Origin of the sequence: Streptomyces sp. NPDC003300 (genome assembly GCF_040610915.1) — a bacterium.
GTDB lineage: Bacteria > Actinomycetota > Actinomycetes > Streptomycetales > Streptomycetaceae > Actinacidiphila.
Genome location: NZ_JBEXNE010000020.1, coordinates 135,367 through 154,630, shown reverse-complemented (window position 1 = coordinate 154,630; position 19,264 = coordinate 135,367). Strand labels below are relative to the sequence as shown.

Annotated in this window: 18 protein-coding genes and 1 pseudogene; 11 read left to right on the top strand and 8 right to left on the bottom strand. The window is 71.8% G+C overall.

Annotated elements, in window-relative coordinates:
* Positions 1-99 precede the first annotated feature (99 nt).
* Positions 100-528: pseudogene (locus ABZX65_RS26455) on the bottom strand (DUF3052 domain-containing protein); the annotation flags it as partial.
* 411 nt (positions 529-939) lie between these two features.
* Between ABZX65_RS26455 and aceE the strand changes: the two are divergent.
* Complete coding sequence (gene aceE / locus ABZX65_RS26450) at positions 940-3,687, top strand: pyruvate dehydrogenase (acetyl-transferring), homodimeric type (protein WP_355344828.1); 2,748 nt, start codon at positions 940-942, stop codon at positions 3,685-3,687.
* A gap of 113 nt (positions 3,688-3,800) precedes the next feature.
* Here aceE and ABZX65_RS26445 read toward each other — a convergent pair whose 3' ends face one another.
* Positions 3,801-4,067 carry a small hydrophobic protein gene (locus ABZX65_RS26445; RefSeq protein WP_355344825.1) on the bottom strand — a complete coding sequence of 89 codons (267 nt, stop codon included), beginning with the start codon at positions 4,065-4,067 and terminating at the stop codon, positions 3,801-3,803.
* Between the two features lie 404 nt (positions 4,068-4,471).
* On the opposite strand from ABZX65_RS26445, the gene ABZX65_RS26440 reads away from it, so the two are divergent.
* From ABZX65_RS26440 to ABZX65_RS26430, 3 genes are all read left to right on the top strand, one after another.
* Positions 4,472-5,638, top strand: coding sequence for an alpha/beta hydrolase (locus tag ABZX65_RS26440; RefSeq protein ID WP_355344870.1), 1,167 nt, complete (start codon positions 4,472-4,474; stop codon positions 5,636-5,638).
* Between the two features lie 77 nt (positions 5,639-5,715).
* Positions 5,716-6,069 carry an MmcQ/YjbR family DNA-binding protein gene (locus tag ABZX65_RS26435; protein WP_355344822.1) on the top strand — a complete coding sequence of 118 codons (354 nt, stop codon included), beginning with the start codon at positions 5,716-5,718 and terminating at the stop codon, positions 6,067-6,069.
* A gap of 47 nt (positions 6,070-6,116) precedes the next feature.
* Positions 6,117-6,860 (top strand): DUF4429 domain-containing protein, encoded by a 744-nt coding sequence (locus ABZX65_RS26430; RefSeq protein ID WP_355344819.1) that lies wholly within the window; start codon positions 6,117-6,119, stop codon positions 6,858-6,860.
* Between the two features lie 61 nt (positions 6,861-6,921).
* Here ABZX65_RS26430 and ABZX65_RS26425 read toward each other — a convergent pair whose 3' ends face one another.
* Positions 6,922-7,944, bottom strand: a complete 1,023-nt coding sequence (locus ABZX65_RS26425; protein WP_355344816.1) for an aldo/keto reductase — start codon at positions 7,942-7,944, stop codon at positions 6,922-6,924.
* Complete coding sequence (locus tag ABZX65_RS26420; protein ID WP_355344813.1) at positions 7,944-8,453, bottom strand: MerR family transcriptional regulator; 510 nt, start codon at positions 8,451-8,453, stop codon at positions 7,944-7,946. The genes ABZX65_RS26425 and ABZX65_RS26420 overlap by 1 nt, the downstream gene beginning before the upstream one ends.
* Positions 8,454-8,586: 133 nt before the next feature.
* Between ABZX65_RS26420 and ABZX65_RS26415 the strand changes: the two genes are divergently transcribed.
* On the top strand, positions 8,587-9,405 hold the full coding sequence (locus tag ABZX65_RS26415) for a serine hydrolase domain-containing protein (RefSeq protein WP_355344810.1): 819 nt from the start codon (positions 8,587-8,589) through the stop codon (positions 9,403-9,405).
* Between the two features lie 18 nt (positions 9,406-9,423).
* Here ABZX65_RS26415 and ABZX65_RS26410 read toward each other — a convergent pair whose 3' ends face one another.
* On the bottom strand, positions 9,424-10,140 hold the full coding sequence (locus tag ABZX65_RS26410) for a pirin family protein (protein WP_355344807.1): 717 nt from the start codon (positions 10,138-10,140) through the stop codon (positions 9,424-9,426).
* Between the two features lie 369 nt (positions 10,141-10,509).
* On the opposite strand from ABZX65_RS26410, the gene ABZX65_RS26405 reads away from it, so the two are divergent.
* The 5 genes from ABZX65_RS26405 to fabF all read left to right on the top strand — a co-directional run bounded on the left by ABZX65_RS26405 (position 10,510) and on the right by fabF (position 15,446).
* Positions 10,510-11,715, top strand: coding sequence for a helix-turn-helix domain-containing protein (locus ABZX65_RS26405; RefSeq protein ID WP_355344804.1), 1,206 nt, complete (start codon positions 10,510-10,512; stop codon positions 11,713-11,715).
* Between the two features lie 89 nt (positions 11,716-11,804).
* Entirely contained in the window at positions 11,805-12,755 is a 951-nt protein-coding gene (locus ABZX65_RS26400) for an ACP S-malonyltransferase (protein ID WP_355344801.1), read from the top strand.
* 13 nt (positions 12,756-12,768) lie between these two features.
* On the top strand, positions 12,769-13,779 hold the full coding sequence (locus tag ABZX65_RS26395; protein ID WP_355344798.1) for a ketoacyl-ACP synthase III: 1,011 nt from the start codon (positions 12,769-12,771) through the stop codon (positions 13,777-13,779).
* 70 nt (positions 13,780-13,849) lie between these two features.
* Entirely contained in the window at positions 13,850-14,098 is a 249-nt protein-coding gene (locus tag ABZX65_RS26390) for an acyl carrier protein (protein ID WP_355344795.1), read from the top strand.
* A 79-nt stretch (positions 14,099-14,177) separates the two neighbouring features.
* On the top strand, positions 14,178-15,446 hold the full coding sequence (gene fabF / locus ABZX65_RS26385; protein ID WP_355344792.1) for a beta-ketoacyl-ACP synthase II: 1,269 nt from the start codon (positions 14,178-14,180) through the stop codon (positions 15,444-15,446).
* A 173-nt stretch (positions 15,447-15,619) separates the two neighbouring features.
* Here fabF and ABZX65_RS26380 read toward each other — a convergent pair whose 3' ends face one another.
* Positions 15,620-16,525: an NAD(P)-dependent oxidoreductase gene (locus ABZX65_RS26380; RefSeq protein ID WP_355344789.1), complete on the bottom strand. Its 906-nt coding sequence runs from the start codon at positions 16,523-16,525 to the stop codon at positions 15,620-15,622.
* 56 nt (positions 16,526-16,581) lie between these two features.
* The gene (locus tag ABZX65_RS26375; RefSeq protein WP_188285125.1) at positions 16,582-17,076 is read right to left on the bottom strand and encodes a DUF3145 domain-containing protein; all 495 of its coding nucleotides are present in this window, start codon (positions 17,074-17,076) and stop codon (positions 16,582-16,584) included.
* Between the two features lie 257 nt (positions 17,077-17,333).
* Here ABZX65_RS26375 and ABZX65_RS26370 point away from each other — a divergent pair, with 257 nt between their 5' ends.
* On the top strand, positions 17,334-18,251 hold the full coding sequence (locus ABZX65_RS26370) for an SGNH/GDSL hydrolase family protein (RefSeq protein ID WP_355344786.1): 918 nt from the start codon (positions 17,334-17,336) through the stop codon (positions 18,249-18,251).
* A gap of 75 nt (positions 18,252-18,326) precedes the next feature.
* Here the strand turns inward: ABZX65_RS26370 and ABZX65_RS26365 are convergent, their stop codons facing one another.
* Positions 18,327-19,097: an EI24 domain-containing protein gene (locus ABZX65_RS26365; protein WP_355344783.1), complete on the bottom strand. Its 771-nt coding sequence runs from the start codon at positions 19,095-19,097 to the stop codon at positions 18,327-18,329.
* Positions 19,098-19,264 lie beyond the last annotated feature (167 nt).

Genomic DNA, 19,264 nt, shown 5'->3' with positions numbered 1-19,264 from the left:
CGCGGTCACGGCGGGGGCGACCCGCGGGTCGAAGGGCGACGGGATGACGCACTGCGGCGAGAGCTCGTCGGCGACGACGGCGGCCAGCGCCTCGGTCCCCGCGCGGGCCGTCTTGGGTGTCACGAGACGGCTGCCGGTCCAGTCCTTGGCGGCGTTGACGCTGCTGGTCTGGGCGAGGCCCGCGGTCTGCGCGGCCTCTCCGATCTCGCTGGGCTCGACGTGGCCGTCACGCCCGGTCTTCGGGGTCATGAGCCAGATCGGGGCGCCGGGGTCGACCGTCGACGTGGCGTCGACGAGTGCGTCGGTGAGGTCGCCGTCGTCCTCGCGGAACCACAGCAGGACGGCGTCGGGCACGTCGTCGTACTCCTCATCGGCGAGCTCCTCGCCCGTGAGCTCCTCGATACCCTCTCGAAGCTCCTGGTCGCAATCCTCGTCGTACCCGAGCTCCTGGACCACCTGTCCGGGCTCGAAACCAAGCCGGCTCGCCGGGTTGGTCCGCTCCTCCGCGTGGTCCGCGGTCGCGCTCACGCTTTGCCTCCTGTCATGGGGAAAATCTGCCCGCGCCTGTGCGGGTTATTGGCGGTAGTCCACACGGGCTGGGCGGATCGCGCAAGTACCCGGCGTACGAGACCGTCGAAACGGTGACGATTCGACCGTGTCACCGCAACCCGCACACTCAATGGTGACGTACATCACGGCGGTTTGCCGGTGTTGTGCGTGATTGGAGCCGCGAGTCGGTCGTACGAGCGACTGGGCGTAGAGTTCAGGTTTGGCCTCCCCCAACCTCAGGCCGGGAGGCTCCCGGCCGACCACCGGCCCTGGGGCCGCGCGGCTCATGAGCTGCGGTTACCGCTCGGTAGAGATGACGTATCGAACGACGCGGTACACGATGGAGGCGGCGCGACCCAGCAGAGCTCCACCTAGCAGCGAAGGAACAGCGTGGCTTCCGGATCCGATCGCAACCCGATCATCATTGGCGGCCTTCCCAGCCAGGTCCCGGATTTCGATCCCGAGGAGACGGCGGAATGGCTCGACTCGCTCGATGCGGCCATCGACGAGCGCGGCCGTGAGCGGGCCCGCTATCTGATGCTCCGCCTCATCGAGCGCGCGCGCGAGAAGCGCGTCGCGGTGCCCGAGATGCGCAGCACCGACTACGTGAACACCATCGCCACCAAGGACGAGCCGTTCTTCCCGGGCAACGAGGAGATCGAGCGCAAGATCCTCAACGCCACCCGGTGGAACGCGGCGGTCATGGTCTCCCGCGCCCAGCGTCCCGGGATCGGCGTCGGCGGCCACATCGCCACCTTCGCCTCCTCCGCCTCGCTCTACGACGTGGGCTTCAACCACTTCTTCCGCGGCAAGGACGACGGCCTCGGCGGCGACCAGATCTTCTTCCAGGGCCACGCCTCCCCCGGCATCTACGCCCGCGCCTTCCTGCTCGACCGGTTGAGCGAGGCGCAGCTCGACGCCTTCCGCCAGGAGAAGTCGAAGGCGCCGAACGGCCTTTCCAGCTACCCGCACCCGCGGCTGATGCCGGACTTCTGGGAGTTCCCGACCGTCTCGATGGGCCTCGGCCCGCTGGGCGCGATCTACCAGGCCCGGATGAACCGCTACATGGAGGCGCGCGGCATCGCCGACACCTCCACGTCGCACGTGTGGGCGTTCCTCGGCGACGGCGAGATGGACGAGCCGGAGTCGCTCGGCCAGCTCTCGATCGCCGCCCGCGAGGGCCTGGACAACCTGACCTTCGTCGTCAACTGCAACCTCCAGCGCCTCGACGGCCCGGTGCGCGGCAACGGCAAGATCATCCAGGAGCTGGAGTCGCAGTTCCGCGGCGCCGGCTGGAACGTCATCAAGCTGATCTGGGACCGCTCCTGGGACCCGCTGCTGGCCCAGGACCGCGACGGTCTGCTGGTCAACAAGATGAACACCACCCCGGACGGCCAGTTCCAGACGTACGCGACCGAGACCGGTTCGTACATCCGTGAGCACTTCTTCGGCGACGACCAGCGGCTGCGCAAGATGGTCGAAGGCATGTCCGACGAGCAGATCCTGCACCTCGGGCGCGGCGGCCACGACCACCGCAAGGTCTTCGCGGCCTACACGGCGGCCAAGGAGCACAAGGGCCAGCCGACGGTGATCCTCGCGCAGACCATCAAGGGCTGGACGCTGGGTCCGAACTTCGAGGGCCGCAACGCGACGCACCAGATGAAGAAGCTGACGGTCGACGACCTCAAGCGCTTCCGCGACCGGCTGCACCTGCCGATCACCGACCAGCGGCTCGACGAGGGCTACCCGCCGTACTACCACCCCGGCCGGGACTCCGAAGAGATCCAGTACATGCACGACCACCGCAAGGCGTGCGGCGGTTACGTGCCCACGCGCGTGGTGCGGGCCAAGCCGCTGCCGCTGCCGCCGGAGAAGACGTACGCGACCGCGAAGAAGGGCTCGGGCCAGCAGTCGATCGCCACCACCATGGCGTTCGTCCGCGTCCTGAAGGACCTGATGCGGGACAAGGAGATCGGCAAGCGCTTCGTGCTGATCGCCCCCGACGAGTACCGCACCTTCGGCATGGACGCGTTCTTCCCGAGCGCGAAGATCTACAACCCGATGGGTCAGCAGTACGAGTCGGTCGACCGCGAGCTGCTGCTGGCGTACAAGGAGTCGCCGACCGGGCAGATGCTGCACGACGGCATCTCCGAGGCGGGCTGTACGGCGTCGCTGATCGCGGCGGGCTCGGCGTACGCCACGCACGGCGAGCCGCTGATCCCGGTCTACGTCTTCTACTCGATGTTCGGGTTCCAGCGCACCGGCGACCAGTTCTGGCAGATGGCCGACCAGCTCTCGCGCGGCTTCGTGCTGGGCGCGACCGCGGGCCGCACCACGCTGACCGGTGAGGGCCTCCAGCACGCGGACGGCCACTCGCAGCTCCTGGCCTCCACCAACCCCGGCTGCGTCGCGTACGACCCCGCCTTCGGCTACGAGATCGCGCACATCGTGCAGGACGGTCTGCGCCGGATGTACGGCGAGACCGCGGACGGCAAGCCGGGCGAGGACGTCTTCTACTACCTCACCGTCTACAACGAGCCGATCCAGCACCCGGCCGAGCCCGCGGACGTCGACGTGGACGGCATCCTCAAGGGCATCTACCGCTTCAAGACCGGCGAGGCCGGTACGATCCCCGCGCAGATCATGGCGTCGGGTGTGGCGGTGCCGTGGGCGGTCGAGGCGCAGCGCATCCTCGCCGAGGACTGGAACGTACGGGCCGACGTATGGTCCGCGACGTCCTGGAACGAGCTGCGGCGCGAGGCCGTCGCGATCGAGGAGCACAATCTGCTGCACCCGGAGGAGGAGCAGCGCGTGCCGTACGTGACGCGCAAGCTGTCCGGGGCCGAGGGGCCGTTCGTGGCCGTCTCGGACTGGATGCGGGCGGTGCCCGACCAGATCTCGCGCTGGGTGCCCGGCACGTACTCCTCGCTGGGCGCGGACGGCTTCGGCTTCGCGGACACCCGTGGCGCGGCCCGTCGCTTCTTCCACATCGACGCGCAGTCGGTGGTCCTGGCGGTCCTCACCGAGCTGGCCCGCGACGGCAAGGTCGACCGGTCCGTGCTGAAGCAGGCCGTCGACCGCTACCAGCTCCTGGACGTGGCCTCGGCCGACCCGGGCGCGGCGGGCGGCGACGCGTAGTTCGGCTCCGCCTCGGGTTCGCCCGGGCTCCGCGCGACAACGGCCTCCGGGCCGAGAGGGCTCTCCCTCTCGGCCCGGAGGCCGTTCTGTACGCCCGCGCGGCGCGGGCGGGGCTACTGGGCTACGTAGAGCAGCGCGATGAGTGTGTCGAGCGCGCCGAGGAACAGCGCGATCAGGGCCAGCAGGGGTTTGCGGCCGCTCCAGCGGCGGCCCATCGCGAGCCAGCCGCAGACGACCGCCACGGGGCCGAACACGATGCCCAGGACGAAGAAGCCCACGACCGCGCTGATGACTCCGATGATGCCGAGCCTGCCGCCGGTGCGCTCCACTTCGACTCGGGTGCCGCGGGAGCGTTCGGTCGTGGCGAAACGTCGAGCCATGGTTCCCTCCTCGGGGTCCCGTCCTCGGGTCCTGCCGGTTCGATTGCCCGCTGCGGGCACCGCTATGCCGCGCGGAGGCCGCCTACCGGCCGCGTATCGCCTTGTGAGTGCCTTCCGGCGGGAGGCGGGCACCGGGGGGTGCGTCCGACTGGCGGCAGCCGCGTAACCTCCGGTCAGATCATTCCGTTTCCAAACGTGATCTGACTCACCCTTGACCCGGCCACCCGTCCGGGTCTTCTACGCTGGACCGCGGAGCCGCGCCCAGGGACGCCGTTGTCCGCACGTACTGCCCCACAGCACCTGACGCCCCACCTCCCGCCCCCATATCCCCGCCGCCCGGTTGAACCCGGGACGAATCCGCGAGGCATCTGCGAGTGAGCCTTCTCGAAGCGCGACTGAGCCCCATGTCGATCCGCGCCCTGCTGGCCCTGTCGGTCGTCTTCATCATGCTGGCGACCACCGGCTGGACGGCGCTGCGCCCCGGCGGGGCCGGCGACCCGCGGGCCGCCGCCCTGTCGTCCTGGCGGCACGGCACCATCGCCTCGCACAAGCTGCCGGACCCCGACAGCGGCGCCCGGACGATCGCGCGCTTCTTCGCGTCGCTCACCGGCGGCCAGCGGCTCGCGCTCACCGAGCGGTACCCGCTGATCGTCGGCAATCTCAACGGCGCGCCGCTCACCTTGCGCTACCGGGCCAACCACGCGGCCATCGAGCAGGCCCGCACCGCGGAGACCGCGCGCTCGCACAGCGACCAGTTCACCGTGGCGGGCCGGATCGACGCGGCGCGGCGGGCCGCGCGCTACACCTCGCTGCTCAGCGGCCACCGGCAGATCCTCTCCTTCGACCCGACGGGCTCCGGCCGGGTCGCGGAGGTCTTCGGCGACCTGAAGGCCGCCAAGCGGGTCTCCGTCGTCGTCCCCGGCGTCGACACCAACCTGCTCACGTTCGAGCGCGCCACCAAGTCGTACGCGGCCCCGGTCGGCATGGCGACGGCGCTGTACGACGCGGAGCGCGCCGCCGACCCCGGCGTGCGGACGGCCGTGATCGCGTGGGCGGACTACACCACGCCGACGGGGCTCGGCCTGGACGCCTCGACGGGCAACATGGCCGAGCGCGGCGCCACCCGGCTGAACGCGCTGCTCAGCGCCTTGCCGCAGCACGCCGAGGTGTCGCTCTTCTGCCACTCCTACGGCTCGGTGCTGTGCGGGGTGGCCGCCCCCGACCTGCCGGGCCGCTCGGTCTCCGACATCACGGTCTTCGGCAGTCCCGGCATGCGCGTGCAGCGCGCCTCGCAGCTCCACACGTCGGCGCACGTGTGGGCGGCGCGGGACAGCTCCGACTGGATCAGCGATGTGCCGCACCTGGAGATCGCCGGGCTCGGCCACGGCGCCGACCCGGTCAACGACTCCTTCGGCGCCCGGGTGATCAGCGCCGCCGGAGCCAGCGGGCACCCCGGCTACTTCGCACCCGGCACCACCAGCCTGGCCAACTTCACGCAGATCGCCCTGGGCAACTACGCGGCGGTCGCCTGTCAGGACGCGGACGAGGGCTGCACCTCGGGGCTCGCCTGAGGGCCGGGCCGGGCCTCGGCCCGGCCGGGGGCGGGCTGCGGGGGCGGGCTGTCACAGGGCCGCCCTACGCTGGCCGCATGGCCACCTTCGAGGAGTTCGCGGACAGCGCCCTGGCGCTGCCGCGAGCGCACCGGCAGATCACCTGGGGCAGCGAGCACACCTTCCGGGTCGGCGAGAAGATCTTCGCCATGGGCAACCCCGACGGCGCCCATGTGTCGCTGAAGGCGTCCAAGGAGGATCAGACCGAGCTGATCGCCGCCGACCCCGGCACCTTCTCGCCCGCCCCCTACGTCGGCCGCTTCGGCTGGGTGCGCGCCGCCCTGGACTCCGTCGACCCGGACGAGCTCGCGGAACTCCTCACCGAGGCCTGGCGCCGCACGGCTCCGCGCCGCCTGGTCAAGGAGTTCGACGAGGCCGCGGGACGCGCGTAGTTCCTGACGGGGTACCGCCAAGCGGGAGGCCGCTTACGATGGCCCGTATGGGTGATGTGCTGGCCGGAAACAACGCTGAATGGGAGTTCGAACCAGAAGCGGTGGTGATCCGGTACAGCAGAGGCGTACGGGGCGTGAGGTTTCTCCAGGCCCTCGGGGAACGCCGGATTCCGCATGAGGCGCTGGACGGGATCGAACTGCTGGACGGGCGGCGCGGCACCGTCGTCCTGCGGGCGCTGCCCAGGCCCGGCGCCGATCCGGTGATCGAGGCGGCCGGCGGCCAGCTCAAGGAGAGCGCGGACCCGTACCGTCTGGTGCTGCCCGCGCAGTCGCGCACGCTCGCGGAGTACTACCGGGACGAGCTGCGCCCCCTGCTCGGCCCCCACGTGCGGCACAGCCTCGACGACGGCCCGGCGGAACGTTTCCTCGTGGCCCCACCTGCGGCGCCGCGCTCCTTCAAGGCGTACGACGCGAAGGCGCTGTTCGACGGCCGCACCGTCAGTTTCCGCTGGTTCTGGACGGGCGCGTCGTCCGCGAAGTGGAAAGCGGGCGACCAGAGCTTCCCGGTGGAACAGCTCAGCGGCCTCGACTGGCGCTCGCCCGAACTCCTCCACGGCCATCTGCGGCTGCTGCGCCGCGACGCCGACCGGCAGGAGCAGCCCGGCGAGGCCGACCAGGACCCGGCCGCCGTCGTCTTCGGCCTCGGCTACGGACCCGTGCACGAGTCGCTGCCCTTCGCCGCGGCGGTGCTCGCCGCGATCAAGTCCGCCCGCGTACGGCCGCAGCCGTAGGGCGCGGTCGTACGCGGGCGGGAGGCGCCGTGTAGCGCCGCGTGTGGCTGGATCCGTACGGCTACTCGCGCGCCGCCGACGTACTGCTCATGTCCGGGTAGCGGTCGCCCGCCACCTGCGCGGCGATCGGTTCGAGCAGCTCCAGCTCGGCCGGGGTGAGCGTGATCCGGGTGGCCGCGGTGTTCTCCAGCACGCGGGCGGACTTGCGGGTGCCCGGGATCGGCACCACCGGCAGGCCGTGCACGGCGGCGCGCTGCTGCACCCAGGCCAGCGCGATCTGGCCGAGGGTCGCGCCGTGCGCCTCGGCGACGGCGCGGACCGGGGCCAGCAGGTCCGCGTTGCGCCGGGCGTTCTCGCCGGTGAAGCGCGGCTGGCTCTGCCGGAAGTCGCCGCTGCCCAGCTCGGTGGCCGCGTCGGTGAACGAACCGGTCAGGAAGCCGCGGCCGAGCGGCGAGTACGGCACGAAGGCGATGCCCAGTTCGGCCGCCGCGCCGACCGCGGACTGCTCCACGTCCCGGCTGAACAGCGACCACTCCGACTGGATCGCGCTGATCGGGTGCACCGCGTGCGCCTCGCGCAGCTCCGCGCCGGTCACCTCGGACAGCCCCAGCCAGCGGACCTTGCCCTCCGTGACCAGCTCGCCCATCGCGCCGACCGACTCGCTCAGCGGGACCGCCGGGTCGCGCCGGTGCATGTAGTACAGGTCGATGACGTCCGTGCCGAGGCGGCGCAGGCTGCCCTCGACGGCCTGCCGGATGTACGGCGGGTCGTTGCGGATCGCCCGGTACGAGGAGTCGTCGCGCTTGCGCTCGTTGGCGAACTTCGTCGCCAGGACGATCTCGTCGCGGTGCGCCTTGACGAAGGGGGCCAGGAACTCCTCGTTGTCGCCGATCCCGTACATGTCGGCGGTGTCGTAGAGGGTGACGCCGACGCCCAGGGCCGTCTCCAGCGTCTCGCGGGCCGCGGCCTCGTCGGTGTCGCCGTAGAACTCGCTCATGCCCATGCAGCCCAGCCCCTGGACACCGACCGCGGGTCCTCCGGTGCCGAGGGTCGTGGTGGCGATACGTGAGGTGTCGTCGCTCATCAGGCGCCTGTCCTTTCCTGCACTGCGGGGTGCCGCACGGCGGGGGTCCGCGGCGCGGGGTCCTGCACGGTGGAGCACGCGTACGTGCTGATCTTGAAGTCGAGGACCGTCAGGGTGTCCTGGAGCTCGGCGATCCGCTGGAGCACGTCCAGCCGGGTGGACTCCAGCAGCGCCTGCCGGTCGGGGAACGTGTGGTCGCCGCTGCGCACCAGCTCGGCGTACCGGACCATGTCGGCGACCGGCATCCCGGTCAGCCGCAGCTTGCCGACGAAGGCCAGCCAGTCCAGATCGCGGTTGGTGAACCGGCGCTGGCCGGTGTGCGAGCGGTCCACGTGCGGCATCAGGCCGATCCGCTCGTACCAGCGCAGGGTGTGCGCGCTGAGGCCGGTGAAAGCGGCCACCTCGCTGATCGTGTACTGGTCCTGGCCGTCGGGCCGCAGGTGCCCGTCGTCATCCGCGCAGCTCGTCGTATTACTCGGTTTGCTCTTCGCCACCTGCACGACCGTCATACCCACCACGCTAAGACCTTGGAGTGCACTCCAAGCAAGTGGGCTCCGCGCGCCGGGCCCGCTCTGATCCCGCCCCGGCCTCGCTCCGGTCCCGCCCCGAAGCGCGGCACGGACACGCTTTAAGCTCGCACGCATGGAGAGCTTGCGCCTGATCGAGCAGTGGCCGGTGACGAACGCGGCGGCGGCCGTGGTGCGACAGGACGGGACGGTGGCCGGGTCGCACGGGCCGACGGGACAGCGGTTCCGGCTCGCCTCGGTCACCAAGCCGCTGACCGCGTACGCGGCGCTGGTGGCGTACGAGGAGGGCGTCTTCGAACTGGACGACCCGGCGGGTCCCGAGGGCTCCACTGTGCGGCACCTGCTCGCGCACGCGTCCGGGCTCGCCTTCGACGAGGACCGGGTGACGGCGCCGCCCGGCACCCGGCGGCTGTACTCCAACGCGGGCTTCGACGTGCTAGGCGAGCACCTGGCCAAGGCCGCGGGCATCCCCTTCGCGGAGTATCTGCGGCAGGCCGTGCTCGAACCGCTGGGCATGACCGCCACCGGCCTGTCCGGCGCGGGCTCCCCCGCCGCCGACGGTGTCTCCACCGTCGACGACCTCGTCCGTTTCGCCGCCGAGCTCCAGGCCCCGCGGCTGCTGCACCCCTCCACCGTGGCCACCGCCACCTCGGTGGTCTTCCCCGGCCTCAAGGGCGTCCTGCCGGGCTACGGCCATCAGAATCCCAACGACTGGGGCCTGGGCTACGAGATCCGCGCCGCCAAGTCCCCGCACTGGACCGGCGCCCTCTCCTCCCCCGCGACCTTCGGCCACTTCGGCCAGTCCGGCACCTTCCTGTGGGTCGACCCGGTCGCCGGAGCCGCCTGCGTCGCGCTCACCGACCGCGACTTCGGGGAGTGGGCGCTGCCGCTGTGGCCGCGCTTCACCGACGCCGTCCTCACCGAGCTGCGCTAGGGCTTTCGGGGAGGGCGGTCAGCCGTATGACGGCTCGGCGTGCATCTCCCACACCAGGTACTCCGCCGGGCCCTCGCACCGCGCCGTGAGCGCGTCCGCGCCGGTGATCCGGGCCGCGTCCCCCGCCGTCAGCAGCTCGTCGCCGAGCCGCACACCGCCGCGGACGACATGCACATAGCGGTACGGGGCCGACGGCAGCGGCGCGCTGTCCGCCGTCACCGGGCGGCCCACGTACAGCGCGGCGGCGCGCTGCCGCAGCCGCAGCGCCCGCGGGGGCGCGTCCGGGGCGCCCGTGGCCAGCAGCGTCAGACCGGGGCCCGGCGGGGCCGGGTCGCTCACGCTCGCGTAGGCCGGGGCTTCCCCGAACGTGTCGGGGTGCAGCCACATCTGAACGAACGTCAGCCGCGTCCCGCCCGCATTGCGCTCGACATGGCGTACGCCGCTGCCCGCGCTCAGCCGCTGGAGCCCGCCGGGGCCGAGGCGGTGCGGCGCGCCGCCCTCGTCCCGGTGCTCCAGCTCGCCTTCCACCACCCAGGTGACGATCTCCGTGTCCCGGTGCGGGTGTTCCCCGAACCCCGCGGCCGGTTCCAGGCTCTCCTCATTGCACGCCAGCAGCAGGCCGAACCGGACGTTCCCGGGGTCGTAGTGACCCCCGAACGAGAACGCGTGCCGCGTCACGATGCCCTTCTCCGGCACCGATCGCATCCTGCTCGCGGCCCGCCGCACGTCGATCACCGCCCCACGATACCCAGACCCCACCCCGCCGGGCCGTGGGCCTGCCCGTGCGGCTGCCGCCGCGTGGGCCCGCTGTCCGCACGACCTGTGCCCCGTCTGGGGCGCTGGGGGGCACCCCCGGCCGAAGGTGGGGGGAGGAACTGCGCGGCCAGCCACGACGCTCCCGCAGGTCACCACCCGCCCCGGCGGGGCAGTTCGGTTGTCTCCGGACCACCGGGCCGGTGGGGGCGGGCCGCGCAGTCCCCGCGCCCCTAAAAGCCACGTCCTGCGCAAGGTGGACGTACGGGACCGGGGCCGGGGCGAGGACGGTGGGGGTGATCGCCGTACCCCTGGAGCGCGCCCCGCAGGGGATAAGGCAGGCTTGTCCTCGTGCCCGAGCCCTCGCAAAGCCCGCAACCTCCCGCAGAGACAGGCCGCGGCAGCCATGCCGCCACGCTCCGGCGGCTGGAGAAATCCGCCGGAAGGCTCGCCGCGAACGCCATCGCGCGGATGGACGCGCAGTTGCCGTGGTACCGGGCGATGCCACCGGAGAACCGGTCGTGGATCGGCCTGGTGGCCCAGGCCGGCATCGCCGCGTTCACGGAGTGGTTCCGGCACCCCGAGGCGCCGCAGGCGATCAGCACCGACGTGTTCGGCACGGCGCCGCGCGAGCTGACCCGGGCGATCTCGCTGCGGCAGACCGTGGAGATGGTGCGGACCACCATCGAGGTGATGGAGGCGGCGATCGACGAGGTCGCCGCCCCGGGCGACGAGGGCGTACTGCGCGAGGCGTTGCTGGTGTACGCGCGGGAGATCGCCTTCGCGACGGCGCAGGTGTACGCGCAGGCCGCGGAGGCGCGCGGCGCGTGGGACGCGCGGCTGGAGTCGCTGGTGGTCAACGCGGTGCTGTCGGGCGAGGCGGACGAGGGCGTGCTGTCCAGGGCCGCCGCGCTGGGCTGGAATTCGCCGGACAAGATCGTGGTGGTGCTCGGCACCGCGCCCACCGGGGACAGCGAGTTGACGGTCGAGGCCATCCGGCGGGCCTCCCGGCACGCGAAGCTCCAGGTGCTGACCGGGGTGCTCGGCGAGCGCCTGGTCGTGGTCGCCGGCGGCGACGACGACCCGATCCGGGTGGCGAAGGCGCTGATCGGCCCGTTCGCGGCGGGCCCGGTCGTCGCGGGCCCGGTCGTGGGCGACCTGCTGACGGCGACGCGTTCCGCGCAGGCGGCGGCGGCCGGACTCAAGGCGTGCGCGGCGTGGCCGGACGCGCCGCGCCCGGTGCTCTCGGACGACCTGCTGCCGGAGCGGGCGATGGCGGGCGACCGCTACGCTCGTGAACAGTTGGTGGAGGAGATCTACAGACCGCTGGAGGAAGCGGGCTCGGCGCTGCTGGAGACGCTGAGTGTCTATCTGGAGCAGGCGTCATCCCTCGAAGGTGCGGCCCGCATGCTCTTCGTACACCCCAATACCGTTCGCTACCGGCTCCGACGTGTGACCGATGTCACCGGCTGGTCACCCTCCGATGTACGCTCCGCGTTCACCCTGCGCATCGCGCTCATCCTGGGGCGACTGTCCGACGCCGACCGGACGCACTGAGCTTTTGTTGGACACATACAAATCGCCTGACAGTTCTTGGTCCCTGTCCCCACGGGCGGTCATCCCCGTCCGCGAGAGAGAGTGTGAAGGTGCTCGTACTCGTCGCTCCCGGCCAGGGCGCGCAGACGCCCGGCTTCCTGGCCCCCTGGCTCGAACTCCCCGGTGCCGCCGACCGCCTGTCCGGCTGGTCCGCCGCGGCGAACCTCGACCTCGCCCACTACGGCACGAAGGCGGACGCGGACGAGATCCGCGACACCAAGGTGGCACAGCCGCTGCTGGTCGCCGCGGGTCTGCTGTCCGCGGGCGAACTGACCGGCGGGGCCTCCCCGCTGACCCCGGACGCGGTGGCGGGTCACAGCGTCGGTGAGATCACCGCGGCCGTACTGGCCGGGGTGCTGTCCGCCGAGGACGCGATGACCTTCGTCGCGGCCCGCGGCCGGGCCATGGCGGACGCCGCCGCGGTCACCGAGACGGGCATGTCCGCGGTGCTCGGCGGCGACCCGGACACGGTCCTCGCCCACCTCGCCGGTCTCGGTCTGACCCCGGCGAACATCAACGGCGCCGGCCAGATCGTGGCGGCCGGCACCATGCCACAGCTCGCGGCGCTGGCCGCGGACAAGCCGGAGAAGGCCCGCGTCATCGCGCTGAAGGTGGCGGGCGCCTTCCACACCGAGCACATGGCCCCGGCCGTGGCGACCCTGGAGGCACTCGCGCCCTCGCTGGCCGTCACGGACCCGGCGCTGCCCTATGTGTCGAACGCCGACGGCCGGTTCGTGGCGTCCGGCGCGGACATCGTACGGCGGCTCGTCGCGCAGGTGTCCAACCCGGTTCGGTGGGATCTGTGCATGGAGACCTTCAAGGAACGCGGCGTCACTGCGATGATCGAGGTATCGCCCGGTGGCACGCTCGTCGGCCTCGCCAAGCGGGCGCTGCCCGGGGTGCGAACCCTCGCGCTGAAGACGCCGGACGATCTGGAAGCGGCCCGCGCCCTCGTCGCCGAATACGGCACCCCCGCCGAAGCCGTAGACGCAGCCGAATAGGAGCCGTGCAGAGATGACAGCGAAGATCAGGCCGAGCAAGGGCGCGCCGTACGCGCGGATCCTCGGTGTCGGCGGCTACCGGCCGACCCGCGTGGTGCCCAACGAGGTCATTCTGGAGCACATCGACTCGACGGACGAGTGGATCAGGTCCCGGTCCGGGATCGCCACCCGGCACTGGGCGGGTCCGGACGAGACCGTCGCCGAGATGTCGCTGGCCGCGGGCGGCAAGGCCATCGCGGACGCCGGGATCAGCGCGTCCGACATCGACGGCGTGATCGTCGCCACCGTCTCGCACTTCAAGCAGACCCCCGCCATCGCGACCGAGATCGCCCACCGGATCGGCGCGGGCATGCCGCCCGCCTTCGACATCTCGGCGGGCTGCGCGGGCTTCACCTACGGCCTGACGCTGGCCAAGGGCATGGTCACCGACGGCACCGCCAAGCACGTCCTGGTGATCGGCGTGGAGCGGCTCAGCGACCTCACCGACAAGGAGGACCGTGCCACGGCCTTCCTGTTCGGCGACGGCGCGGGCGCGGTCATCGTCGGCCCTTCGGACGTACCCGCCATAGGCCCCACGGTGTGGGGTTCCGACGGCGAGAAGTCCGAGACGATCAAGCAGACCGTCTCCTGGGAGGTCTACCGGGACACGCCCGCCGGGGAAGTCCGTTTTCCGGCGATCACGCAGGAGGGCCAGTCGGTCTTCCGGTGGGCCGTGTTCGAGATGGCCAAGGTCGCCCAGGAGGCGCTGGACGCCGCCGGGATCACCGCCGACCAGCTCGACGCGTTCATCCCGCACCAGGCGAACATGCGGATCATCGACTCGATGATCAAGGCTCTGAAGCTGCCGGACCACGTCGCGGTCGCCCGTGACGTGGAGACCACGGGCAACACCTCGGCCGCCTCGATCCCGCTCGCGATGGAACGGCTGCTCGCCACGGGCAAGTCCAAGAGCGGCGACACCGCGCTGGTCATCGGCTTCGGGGCGGGTCTGGTCTACGCGGCAACTGTGGTTACTCTCCCTTAGTCACACACACCCTCGCGGCGCCGCAGTCCCGCACGCCGCTCACCCAGCAACACATCAAGGAGCGCCGTCAATGGCAGCCACCAAGGAAGAGATCGTCAGCGGTCTCGCCGACATCGTCAACGAGATCGCCGGTATCCCGCAGGAGGACGTCCAGCTCGACAAGTCCTTCACCGACGACCTGGACGTCGACTCGCTGTCCATGGTCGAGGTCGTCGTGGCGGCCGAGGAGCAGTTCGGTGTGAAGATCCCGGACGACGACGTCAAGAACCTCAAGACCGTCGGCAACGCCGTCGACTACATCCTGGCCGCCCAGGTCTGACCGGGCCCCGCCCGCCAGAAAGCCCTACCGGGACGACGCGACTGTCGCCCGCCCTTCTAGACGTGGAGAGACAATTCCTGTGAGTCCGACCAATCGCACCGTGGTCGTCACCGGTATCGGAGCAACCACACCGCTGGGTGGCGACAGCGCGTCGACCTGGGAGGCGTTGCTGGCCGGCCGGTCCGGCGTCCGCACGCTCGACCAGGACTGGGCGGCGGATCTGCCGGTGCGGATCGCCGCGCAGATCGCCGTCGAACCGGGTGAGGTGCTGCCCCGCCCGCTGGCCCGCAAGCTGGACCGCAGCGCGCAGTTCGCGCTGATCGCGGCCCGTGAGGCGTGGGCGGACGCGGGCTTCACCGCGAAGGCGGGCGAGGACCCGGCGGTCGACCCCGACCGGCTCGGTACGGTCGTCGCCTCCGGCATCGGCGGCGTGACCACGCTCCTCGGCCAGTACGACGTGCTCAAGGAGCAGGGCGTCCGCAAGGTCTCCCCGCACACCGTGCCGATGCTCATGCCGAACAGCCCGTCGGCGAACGTCGGCATCGAGGTCAACGCGCGGGCCGGTGTGCACACCCCGGTCAGCGCCTGCGCCTCGGGCGCGGAGGCCATCGGTTACGCCATCGAGATGATCCGCACCGGCCGCGCCGACGTGGTCGTCGCGGGCGGTACCGAGGCGGCCATCCACCCGCTGCCCATCGTCGCCTTCGGCAACATGATGGCGATGTCCAAGAACAACGACGACCCGCAGGGCGCGTCGCGGCCGTACGACTCCGGGCGGGACGGCTTCGTCCTCGGTGAGGGCGCGGGCGTGATCATCCTGGAGTCCGAGGAGCACGCCACCGCGCGCGGCGCCCGGGTGTACTGCGAGGCGGTCGGCCAGGGCATCTCGGCCGACGCGCACCACATCACCCAGCCGGAGCCTTCGGGCCGTGGCATCGCCGCCGCGCTGACCAATCTGCTGCACAACTCCGACCTGAAGCCGGCCGAGATCGTGCACGTCAACGCGCACGCGACCTCGACCCCGCAGGGTGACGTCGCGGAGATCAAGGCGCTGCGCCAGGTCTTCGGCGACGACGTGGACCACATGGCGATCTCCGCCACCAAGTCCATGACCGGTCACCTGCTGGGCGGCGCGGGCGGTATCGAGACGGTCGCGACCGTTCTCGCGCTGTACCACCGCATCGCCCCGCCGACGATCAACCTCAACGACCCGGACCCGGAGGCCGACGCCGACATCGTCCGCGCCGAGGCCCGCCCGCTGCCCGAGGGCACCATCGCCGCCCTCAACGACTCCTTCGGCTTCGGCGGCCACAACGTGGTGCTGGCGCTCCGCTCCTGGAACCGCTGAGGCGCTGCCCGCTGAGCTGTGACGCGTGTGCCCCTGCCGGTCGGTCCGGCAGGGGCACACGCGTGAGGTCGGACCGCCGGGCGCACTGGCGCGGCGGGGTTCACCGGTAGCCGGCGAGCCACAGGGCGGATCCAAGCGCCCGGAGGCGAGACGGCGGCAAAAAAAGAGGGGCGCTACTTCGCTTCGGGGTCGAGGTCGGGGTCGGGGGCGGGGAAGCTCGCGAAGTACGAGGCGGCCATGTCCTCGTCGCCGTGGCCCTGGGCGGAGGCGCGGTGGAAGCGGTCGGCCCCGGCGGCGGTGAGGTCGAGGCGGATGCCGTGCCGGTCGGCGGCGCCGAGGATGAGTCCGGCGTCCTTGGCGGCGGCGTCCACGGTGAAGTTGGGGGCGAAGTCGCCGCTGAGGATGACGGCGGACTTGGCGCGGAGGTAGGGCAGGTCGAGGGGGCCGCCCCCGATGGCTTCGAGGATGTGGTCGCGGTCGACGCCGAGCCCCTTGGCGAGCGCCATGACTTCGGCGGTGCCGTGGGTGACGGCCAGCACCCAGGTGTTGAGGACGAGCTTGAGGCTGCTGGCGGCCCCGGCCGTACCCTCGTCGCCGAGCCAGATGGTGGTGCGGCCGACCGCGTCGAAGACCCGTTCCGCGACCGGGCGGGCGGCGGCGGGGCCCGCGGCCAGTACGGTCAGCTCCCCGGCTTCGGCGACCGGCCGGGTGCCGAGGACGGGCGCGTCGAGGAAGTGCGCCCCGGTCTCGGCCGCCAGCGCGCCCAGTTCGGCCAGCGCGTCGGGCCCCACGGTGCTGCTCTGGACCCAGACGACGCCCTCGCGCAGGGCGGGCGCGGCGGCGCGCATCACCTCCAGGACGGAGGGCCCGTCGAAGAGCATGGTGATCACGGCGTCGGCGTCGCGTACGGCGTCGGCCGGGTCGTCGGTGACGCGGATGCCGTCGGCTTCGAGCGGCTGGGCGCGGGAGCGGGTGCGGTTCCAGGCACGGACCTCGTGCCCGGCGGCGGACAGATTGCGGGCCATCCCGGCGCCCATGATTCCGGTGCCGAGGACCGCGACGGTGAGAGTGTCGGACATACCGGCAGGCTATGCCGCGCGGCCCCGCTCGGGGCGCCGACGTACCGCCGACGGGATTAGACCACTTGGTGGAGCCAGCGGACGGGGGCGCCCTCGCCCGCGTAGCGGAAGGGCTCCAACTCGTCGTCCCAGGGCTTGCCGAGCAGCCCGGACAGCTCGCTCTCCAGGTCGGCCTCGCCCATGCGGGCACGCTGCATCGCGGCGCGCAGCCGGTCCTCGGGGATCAGGATGTCGCCGTGCATGCCGATGACGGCGTGGAAGATGCCCAGTTCGGGGGTGGCGCTGTAGCGCTCGCCCTCGGCGGTCGCGCAGGGCTCCGCCGTGACCTCGAAGCGCAGTTGGTGCCAGCCGCGCAGCGCGGACGCCAGTTTGGACGCGGTGCCGGGCTCTCCCTGCCAGGAGAATTCGGCGCGCCAGGTACCCGGCGAGGCGGGCTGCCGGATCCAGTCCAGTGTGACGCGCACGCCTAGGACGCCCGCGACGGCCCATTCGACGTGTGGGCAGAGCGCGCGCGGTGCGGCGTGCACGTACAGAACTCCACGTGTCGTCACCGGTACCTCCAGTGTGGGACGAGGTTCGCCTTCCCCAGCGGCCTCACACCCGAACTGGCTGCTCTCGGGGCAACATTAGACATTCTGCACTATTCACCACAATCAGGACAACAATCTACGTTTGACGCCCGGCAGTCGCCGATCTCCCGTCTTTTCGCCCGGGTGTCAGGGAAAAAGCTACCGTGCGGCGTCCTTGAGGGAGTCACGTACCGTCGTGCTGGTACGAGATGTCACCCACTCGTCGGAGGGAGCACCGGATGCGACCGATGCTGCGCCGTGGCCTCGCACTGGCCGTAGGGGCCGTTCTCCTGGGCGGATGCACCGTCAGCGGGTCTCCGCCCGACGGCGGTCGGGGTGAACCCTCCGCACACACCTCGCATTCCGCTTCGGGGCCGCGCGACCCGTCCCCGAAGCCCTCGCCGACCCGCCCCTGGAACGTCCGTCCGCCGTCGGTGGCCGCGCTCGGTGACTCCATCACCCGCGGTTTCGACGCCTGTTCGCCGCTGTCGGACTGCCCCGACGTGTCGTGGTCCACCGGCGACCGCGACAAGGTCGACAGCGTGACGCACCGGCTGGCCGCGACCGTGCCCGCCACCAGGAGCTGGAATCTCGCCCAGTCCGGCGCCCTGGTCGCGGACCTGCCCGCCCAGGCCGAGGCCGCGGCGGCCCACCGGCCCGCCATGGTCACCGTGCTGATCGGCGCGAACGACGCGTGCACCGCCACCGCCGCCGCGATGACCTCGATCGCCGACTTCCGGGCCGACTTCGCCCGCGCGCTGTCGTATCTGCACCGCGTGCTGCCCGGAACGCAGGTGCTGGTGGCCAGCATCCCCGACCTCAAACGGCTGTGGTCGGTCGGGCGGACCAACGTCCTGGGCAAGCAGGTCTGGAAGCTCGGCCTGTGCCCCTCGATGCTGCGCGACGCGGACTCGCACAGCGCGGCGGCCGAACAGCGGCGGGACACCGTACGGGACCGCGTGATCGCGTACAACAAGGTGCTCGGGCAGGTCTGCGGACAGTACGAGCGCTGCCGCTACGACGGCGGCGCGGTCTTCGCGTACCCGTTCGGCACGGACGACCTGAGCCGCTGGGACTGGTTCCACCCCAACGAGCGGGGGCAGGCCCAACTGGCCAGGATTCTGGCCCGAGTCGCCTTCGGCGCGAGTCCGGAGTAGGGGCAGAACCGGTCATTTCGCGGAGGGATCCGGCCTTTTCGGCGGCGGGGCCGGGGACGGTGCGGGGGGCGGCCCTCAGTCGTCGGGCCGGCCCTCCTCGGCGGGCTCGCCCGGCGGCAGCACTTCCCTGGCCAGCAGCGTCGCGCCCGCGACGGCACCGGGCATCAGGAAGACCGCCACCAGCGGAACGAGGAAGGCCAGGACGAGCGGCACGCCGAAGCCGAGGACCAGCGGCAGCCGGGCGCGCAGGACGCGGATGCGTTCGCGCAGCGGTACGTCGCGGCGCTGCATCGCGACCGCGGCGAGTTCCAGGGTGAGGAAGAAGCCGGAGACGCAGAAGCCGACGGCGGGCACCACGGTCTGGCCGAGGACCGGCACGAAGCCGAGCGCGAACAGCACGATCCCGAAGGCCGCGACGCGCACCAGGACCCGGACGCTGTCCACCGTCGAGACCCACAACTCCCGCCACAGCCCCAGCTCGGGCCCCTCGGGCGCCCCGCCCTCGGCCCGGTCCACGCGCGCCGCGACCGTCTCGTAGAACGGCTGCCCGACCAGCAGCGTCACCGCCGTGAACGAGATCACCGCCAGCAGCAGCCCGCCCCCGACCACGACCGCGTCCAACAGCCCCCGGAACGCCCCGGACCACGGCGACGCCCAGTGATCCGCGAAGGGCGTCGCCCACGCGACCATGTCGTCCGTCCACACCAGCAGCGCCACGAGCGCCGCCGCGTACCCGACCAACGTGATCAGCGCGGGCACCATCCCCAGCCGCCACTCCCGCCCGTGGCCTGCGGCCCACTTCTGGCCCAGATACAGCAGCCGCACTCCACCCCAGATCTCCCGCATGCGCGGAGCTTAGAGGACAAGCACGTCGGCCGCCGCCGCGAGGCATACAAGCGCGACCCGACACCCGCCGCCGCCGGGTCAGCCTTCGGCCCAACCCGCCCGCCAGCCACCACGCGCAGCGCCCAACTCGCCTTCGCCGAAGGCGAGATCCCCTGCGGGGCTGCCGT

Bases quoted from the DNA above. Each gene is read 5' to 3' on its own strand.
- ABZX65_RS26445 (WP_355344825.1), bottom strand. From the start codon at position 4,067: ATGGCTCGACGTTTCGCCACGACCGAACGCTCCCGCGGCACCCGAGTC.
- ABZX65_RS26440 (WP_355344870.1), top strand. From the start codon at position 4,472: ATGTCGATCCGCGCCCTGCTGGCCCTGTCGGTCGTCTTCATCATGCTG.
- ABZX65_RS26435 (WP_355344822.1), top strand. From the start codon at position 5,716: ATGGCCACCTTCGAGGAGTTCGCGGACAGCGCCCTGGCGCTGCCGCGA.
- ABZX65_RS26430 (WP_355344819.1), top strand. From the start codon at position 6,117: ATGGGTGATGTGCTGGCCGGAAACAACGCTGAATGGGAGTTCGAACCA.
- ABZX65_RS26425 (WP_355344816.1), bottom strand. From the start codon at position 7,944: ATGAGCGACGACACCTCACGTATCGCCACCACGACCCTCGGCACCGGA.
- ABZX65_RS26420 (WP_355344813.1), bottom strand. From the start codon at position 8,453: ATGACGGTCGTGCAGGTGGCGAAGAGCAAACCGAGTAATACGACGAGC.
- ABZX65_RS26415 (WP_355344810.1), top strand. From the start codon at position 8,587: ATGGAGAGCTTGCGCCTGATCGAGCAGTGGCCGGTGACGAACGCGGCG.
- ABZX65_RS26395 (WP_355344798.1), top strand. From the start codon at position 12,769: ATGACAGCGAAGATCAGGCCGAGCAAGGGCGCGCCGTACGCGCGGATC.
- ABZX65_RS26390 (WP_355344795.1), top strand. From the start codon at position 13,850: ATGGCAGCCACCAAGGAAGAGATCGTCAGCGGTCTCGCCGACATCGTC.
- ABZX65_RS26380 (WP_355344789.1), bottom strand. From the start codon at position 16,525: ATGTCCGACACTCTCACCGTCGCGGTCCTCGGCACCGGAATCATGGGC.
- ABZX65_RS26370 (WP_355344786.1), top strand. From the start codon at position 17,334: ATGCGACCGATGCTGCGCCGTGGCCTCGCACTGGCCGTAGGGGCCGTT.
- ABZX65_RS26365 (WP_355344783.1), bottom strand. From the start codon at position 19,097: ATGCGGGAGATCTGGGGTGGAGTGCGGCTGCTGTATCTGGGCCAGAAG.